The organism is Sphingomonas bacterium (assembly GCF_903643065.1).
Lineage (GTDB): Bacteria > Pseudomonadota > Alphaproteobacteria > Sphingomonadales > Sphingomonadaceae > Sphingomonas.
This window is the reverse complement of record NZ_CAHJWX010000218.1, coordinates 1-4,755: the sequence shown is the minus strand read 5'-3', so window position 1 is coordinate 4,755 and position 4,755 is coordinate 1. Positions and strand designations below refer to the sequence as shown.

Annotated in this window: 6 protein-coding genes; 3 read left to right on the top strand and 3 right to left on the bottom strand. The window is 71.5% G+C overall.

The window, feature by feature from the left end; all coding sequences use genetic code 11:
- Positions 1-137 precede the first annotated feature (137 nt).
- Both HUU95_RS08770 and HUU95_RS08765 read right to left on the bottom strand, forming a co-directional pair.
- Positions 138-590: an NnrU family protein gene (locus HUU95_RS08770; protein WP_254602707.1), complete on the bottom strand. Its 453-nt coding sequence runs from the start codon at positions 588-590 to the stop codon at positions 138-140.
- Complete coding sequence (locus HUU95_RS08765; protein ID WP_174279764.1) at positions 590-2,398, bottom strand: peptide MFS transporter; 1,809 nt, start codon at positions 2,396-2,398, stop codon at positions 590-592. Before HUU95_RS08765 ends, HUU95_RS08770 begins: the two co-directional genes overlap by 1 nt.
- 136 nt (positions 2,399-2,534) lie before the next feature.
- On the opposite strand from HUU95_RS08765, the gene HUU95_RS08760 reads away from it, so the two are divergent.
- Complete coding sequence (locus HUU95_RS08760; RefSeq protein WP_174279765.1) at positions 2,535-3,113, top strand: nitroreductase family protein; 579 nt, start codon at positions 2,535-2,537, stop codon at positions 3,111-3,113.
- 35 nt (positions 3,114-3,148) lie between these two features.
- Positions 3,149-3,505 carry a GntR family transcriptional regulator gene (locus HUU95_RS08755; RefSeq protein ID WP_174279763.1) on the top strand — a complete coding sequence of 119 codons (357 nt, stop codon included), beginning with the start codon at positions 3,149-3,151 and terminating at the stop codon, positions 3,503-3,505.
- Positions 3,506-3,508: 3 nt separating this feature from the next.
- Here HUU95_RS08755 and HUU95_RS08750 read toward each other — a convergent pair whose 3' ends face one another.
- The gene (locus HUU95_RS08750) at positions 3,509-4,291 is read right to left on the bottom strand and encodes an arylamine N-acetyltransferase family protein (RefSeq protein WP_174279762.1); all 783 of its coding nucleotides are present in this window, start codon (positions 4,289-4,291) and stop codon (positions 3,509-3,511) included.
- 148 nt (positions 4,292-4,439) lie between these two features.
- Here HUU95_RS08750 and HUU95_RS08745 point away from each other — a divergent pair.
- Positions 4,440-4,755, top strand: a 316-nt coding sequence (locus HUU95_RS08745; RefSeq protein WP_174279761.1) for an L-threonylcarbamoyladenylate synthase, incomplete at its 3' end; no start/stop codon positions are given.

Sequence of the window (4,755 nt, the reverse complement as noted above, 5' to 3'; positions counted from 1 at the left end):
GTCGTGCGGGCGCAAGCCGGCGAGCCGCGTCCGGCCGCGCGCGATCGCGGCGAAGGGCCAGTAGCTGGTGCGCGCCTCCCAGTCGCGCCAGCCGGGCTGGAGCCGCCGCTTCTTGCGGTCCTGCAGCGCCGCTCCGCCTAGGGCCAGCACCGCGACCGATCCGACCAGCACGAATTGGCCGGCGTCGGATAGACGCCCGCATGGACGCCGGCCCAGAGCGCGAAGGCCCACATCATCGGGTGGCGCGTGATCGCGTACACGCCGCGCGCGTGCGCCGGGATCGCCGCCGGTGCGCCGCCGGTCACGGTGGCGGGGTTGCCGAGCAGCGAGCCGATCAGCAGCACGCTGGCAAGCAGCATGACGACCGTCGCCACCGCCCAGAGCGCGTCGCCCGCCGGCCAGAGCAGCGCCGTCGTCGGCTGCGCGCGATACGCGACCGCCAGCGCGCCGAGCGTCACCGCCGCGACGAGCGAATAGATGCCCAGGAACCCGCGCTCGCCGATCGCGCGCACCAACGGCGCCCGCAGCGGATGCGACAGCAGGAAATGGCTGCCGACGAACAGCAGCGCCGCCGCGACCAGCGCGGCCATCAGGTCACACCATGCATCAGCCGCCTGAGCAGCGGGCTGATGACGAGCAGCACCACGCCGGCGCCGATCGTCAGCTCGCCGCCGGTCAGGAATGTAGCCAGGTAGGTGTGGAGCGACAGCTCGGGGTTGGTCACCTGCCCGCCTACCGTCGTCACCGCCGCCGCCTGCGCCGCCGCGCCGGCGATGTACTCGCCGACCGAGATCGACAGGAACCACACGCCCATCATCATGCCGACGATGCGCGCGATCGACAGCTTGGTGATCATCGACAGGCCGACCGGCGAGATCAACAACTCGGCGACCGAGTGCAGGAGATAGGTCAGCACCAGCCACCACAGCGACACGCGAAAGGCGCCGTCCGCCGTGCCGCCCGACGCGGCCAGCGCGACGAAGCCGAGCCCAACCAGGATCAGCGCCAGGGCGAACTTGACCTGAATCGACGGCTCCCATCCCCGTTTCGCCAGCGACAACCACAACCAGCTCAGCACCGGCGCGAACAGCACGACGAACAGTGGATTGAACTGCTGCGTGGCGGGCGCGCTCATGTGGAAGCCGAACAGCGACAGGTCCGTGTTGCGATCCGCGAACAGCGTCAGCGACGACGCCGCCTGCTCGAACAGCGCCCAGAAGGTGACGTTGAAGACGACCAGGACGATCGCGGCCAGCATCATCTCGCGCTCCACCTTGTCGCCGACGCGCGCCGACCAGACCGGGATGCCGATCACGGCGGCGAGGAAGATGACGAGCAGCGCCTTGCCGAGCACCGGGGTGGCGACGATGTAGCCCCACAATCCGCTTCCCGCCGCCGCCTCCGGCGCCTGCGCGACGTTCTGGAACACCAGCCAGAAGAACACGACCGAGGCGAGCGCCAGGCCATAGATCAGCGGCGCGCGATCCGGCCCGTGGCGCACCGGCGGCTCGCCATAGCCGTCGAGCCGGCCCCCGTCGAAGCGCAGCATCGCCCAGGCCAGCCCGAGCACGAACGCCACGATCAGGAAGCCCGCCCACCATTGGCCGACATTGTTGACCAGGAACGGGCAGGCCGCCTGGCCCAGCACCGAGCCGACGTTGATGCCGGCGTAGAAGATGGTGAAGCCCGCGTCGCGCCGCCGGTCCCCGGGCGCGTACAGCCCGCCGACGATGGTGGAGATGTTGGGCTTGAAGAAGCCGTTGCCGATCACGATCAGCCCCAGCGCGAACAGCAGCAGCGTCTGCGACAGGGACGAGCGATCCGCGCCCGACTGGAACCGCGCCGCCGGGACGGTGCGCGCGACGGCGCCGTCGGGCCGCCGGAGCTGCACCGAGCCATCGGGCAGGCCGTGGATCGCCAGCGTCTCGCCGCCGACGCGCACCAGCTGCGGCGCGGTGTTGGGCGTCAGCAGCTGCGGCGGCGCGGCCTGGCTGACCGGGGTACGCTGGCCGTCGATCGTCGCATAGGCGGTGCCCTGCGCGCCACCGAAGCAGAGCAGCGTATATCCCGCCGCCATCACCAGCGCGCCGAACTTCACCGAGCGCTTCGAGCCCAGATAGCGGTCGGCGAGCAGCCCGCCGACGACCGGGGTCAGATAGACGAGGCTGAGATAGCCGCCGACGATCCCGGTCGCCTGGTGATCAGGCAGCAGGAAATGCTTGGTGAGATACAGCACCAGCAGCGCGCGCATGCCGTAGAAGCCGAATCGCTCCCACATCTCGATCCCGAACAGCCGGCGCAGCTCGACGGGGTGGCCGAGCCAGGTGCGGCGATCGAGCGGCTGGACATGGCTGATGTCCGGCTCGACGGGGCTGTCCGCGGTGGGGCTGTCGACCATGAATACTTCCTGATACGCCGGGGGCACTGCAAGGCCCGGCCGCAGCGTAGCGGGTTGGGAAGCGCTGTAAATCCTCCCCGGGACGGGACGATTCAGCCCTCTTCCTGCGAGCGGTTCGCAACGCTACATGCCTCCTATGTTCAACGATCGCTCCACGCCGCTCTCGCTCCTCGCTACCCGCCGCTCGGGCAAGCCGCGCGACCTCGCCGGGCCCGGCCCCTCGCCCGACCAGATCGACCGCATGATCGCGCTCGCCGCGCGCACGCCCGATCACGGCAAGATCGCGCCGTGGCGCTTCGTGGTGGTGGAGCCCGACCGGCGCGGCGCCTTCGCCGACCTGCTGGAGCAGGCGTGGCTTGCCGATCATCCCGGCGCGCCGGCGCACGAGCGCGAGAGCGCGCGCCAGTTCGCGATGCAGGCGCCGGCGCTGGTGGTCGTGCTGTCCGCGCCCGTCCACGGCCACAAGGTGCCGTTGTGGGAGCAGGAGCTGTCGGCGGGCGCGGCGGCGATGAACCTGCTCCATGCCGCGCACGCGATGGGCTATGCCGGCGGCTGGCTGACCGGCTGGCCGGCCTTCTCCGATCGGGTACGCGATGCGTTCGGCGGCGCGGACCAGCGGCTGGTCGGCTTCATGTTCATCGGCACGCCCAGCCGCCCGCTCGACGAGCGGCCCCGGCCCGATCTGGCCGCGATCGCCTCGCGCTGGGCGGGCTGACTCGACACCGCGCCCCCATGCTGTATTAACGCACCATGACAGCGCTCTCCGGCGAGGACTCCCCCGTCTATCTCCGCCTGCGCGGGACGATCGCGGCGGGCATCCTGCGCGGCGACTATCGCGCGGGCGATCAGCTGCCCAGCGTGCGCGCGCTGGCCGCCGAGCACGGCGCCAACCCGCTGACGGTCGCCAAAGCCTATCAGAGCTTTCAGGACGACGGCTATGTCGAGGTGCGGCGCGGCGTCGGCATGTTCGTGCGGCCGGGCGCCGCCGACCGGTTGCGCGTGGCCGAGCGCGAGCGGTTCGTGACGGCGCACTGGCCACGCATCCGCGATTATATCGAGCTGCTGGGCCTCGATGCCGCCGCGCTGCTGGAGCGCGACGAGGCCTGATCGTCAGAACAGTTGCGCCACCTCCTCGGCGGTGAGGTCGATCCCGAACAGCAGCGACAGCCGCATCCGATACACGCGCGGGTCGGCGATCTCGCCCTCGCTGATCTCGACGCCGACCTGCCGGCGATAGTGGCGGTCGGTCAGCCGCGCGAAGCCGTGGGGCAGCACGATGCTGGCGATCCGGTGGCGCGTGAAGCGGCTGGTCGGGTGGGTGGAGGCCCACCAATTCCCCTGTTCGAGGTCCGCGTCCTCGACGCTCGCCAGCGTGAACCGGTATTGCGGGCGTGGGTCGTCGCCATCGCCGTCGCGCCAGAGCGTCCAATCCGCGCCCTCGCGGGTCAGCGCGAAGCGGGCGCCGTCGGTCGCGGTCGCCTCTTCGCCCTCGGCGAGCGGCATGGGCGGGGTATAACCGTCGCCGAAGCCGGGATCGGCGATCCAGTCCTGCCCGTCCATCCGCACCAGGCTCAGCACATGGGTGAGCGGCGGCGGCGCGGCGGCGCCGAGCAGCACGCGCGCGAGCAGCGGCCGGGCGGAGAAGCCGAGTGCGGCCAGCGCGTCGGCGAAGACGCGGTGATGCTCGAAGCAATAACCGCCGCGCGGGCGGCCGACGAGCTTGGCGAAGGCGGCGGCCGGGTCGATCGCGATCGGGCGGCCGAGGCCCAAGTCCAGATTCTCGAACGGGATGGCGAGCCGGTGCGCGCGGTGCAACGCCTGGAGCCCGGCGGCGTCGCGCGTCGGCCGGGCGGACAGGCGGAGACGGGCGAGATAGGCGGGAAGATCGAACATCGGGGTTCCTGATCACCCTCACCCTTCCGCCGCTTCGCGGCTCCCTCCCTCTCCCGATGGGAGAGGGAACAGCTCGGCGCAGCCGAGCGAAAGGGTGAGGGTGAGCAACGCTCGCAGGGAGCAAGGGGCCTAGGTATAAGCGCGTGCGATGCCCGCGACCATCCTCCCCTTCGGCAACGGCGCGATCGCCCGCGCGGCGGCGCTGATCCGCGCCGGCGAGCCGGTCGCGGTGGCGACGGAGACGGTATACGGGCTCGCCGCCGATGCGACCGACCCGGCGGCGGTGGCGCGGATCTATGCCGCCAAGGGCCGGCCCTCGTTCAATCCGCTGATCGTCCACGTGCCCGATCTCGTCGCCGCCGAGCGGGTGGCGGTGGTCGACAACGCCGCGCGCGCGCTGGCGACGGCGTTCTGGCCGGGGCCGCTGACGCTGGTGCTGCCCGTGCGCCCGGACGCGGGGCTGG

What these genes read in the sequence shown, in the direction of transcription:
- HUU95_RS08770 (WP_254602707.1), bottom strand. Translation starts at nt 590, where the DNA reads ATGGCCGCGCTGGTCGCGGCGGCGCTGCTGTTCGTCGGCAGCCATTTC.
- HUU95_RS08765 (WP_174279764.1), bottom strand. Translation starts at nt 2,398, where the DNA reads ATGGTCGACAGCCCCACCGCGGACAGCCCCGTCGAGCCGGACATCAGC.
- HUU95_RS08760 (WP_174279765.1), top strand. Translation starts at nt 2,535, where the DNA reads ATGTTCAACGATCGCTCCACGCCGCTCTCGCTCCTCGCTACCCGCCGC.
- HUU95_RS08755 (WP_174279763.1), top strand. Translation starts at nt 3,149, where the DNA reads ATGACAGCGCTCTCCGGCGAGGACTCCCCCGTCTATCTCCGCCTGCGC.
- HUU95_RS08750 (WP_174279762.1), bottom strand. Translation starts at nt 4,291, where the DNA reads ATGTTCGATCTTCCCGCCTATCTCGCCCGTCTCCGCCTGTCCGCCCGG.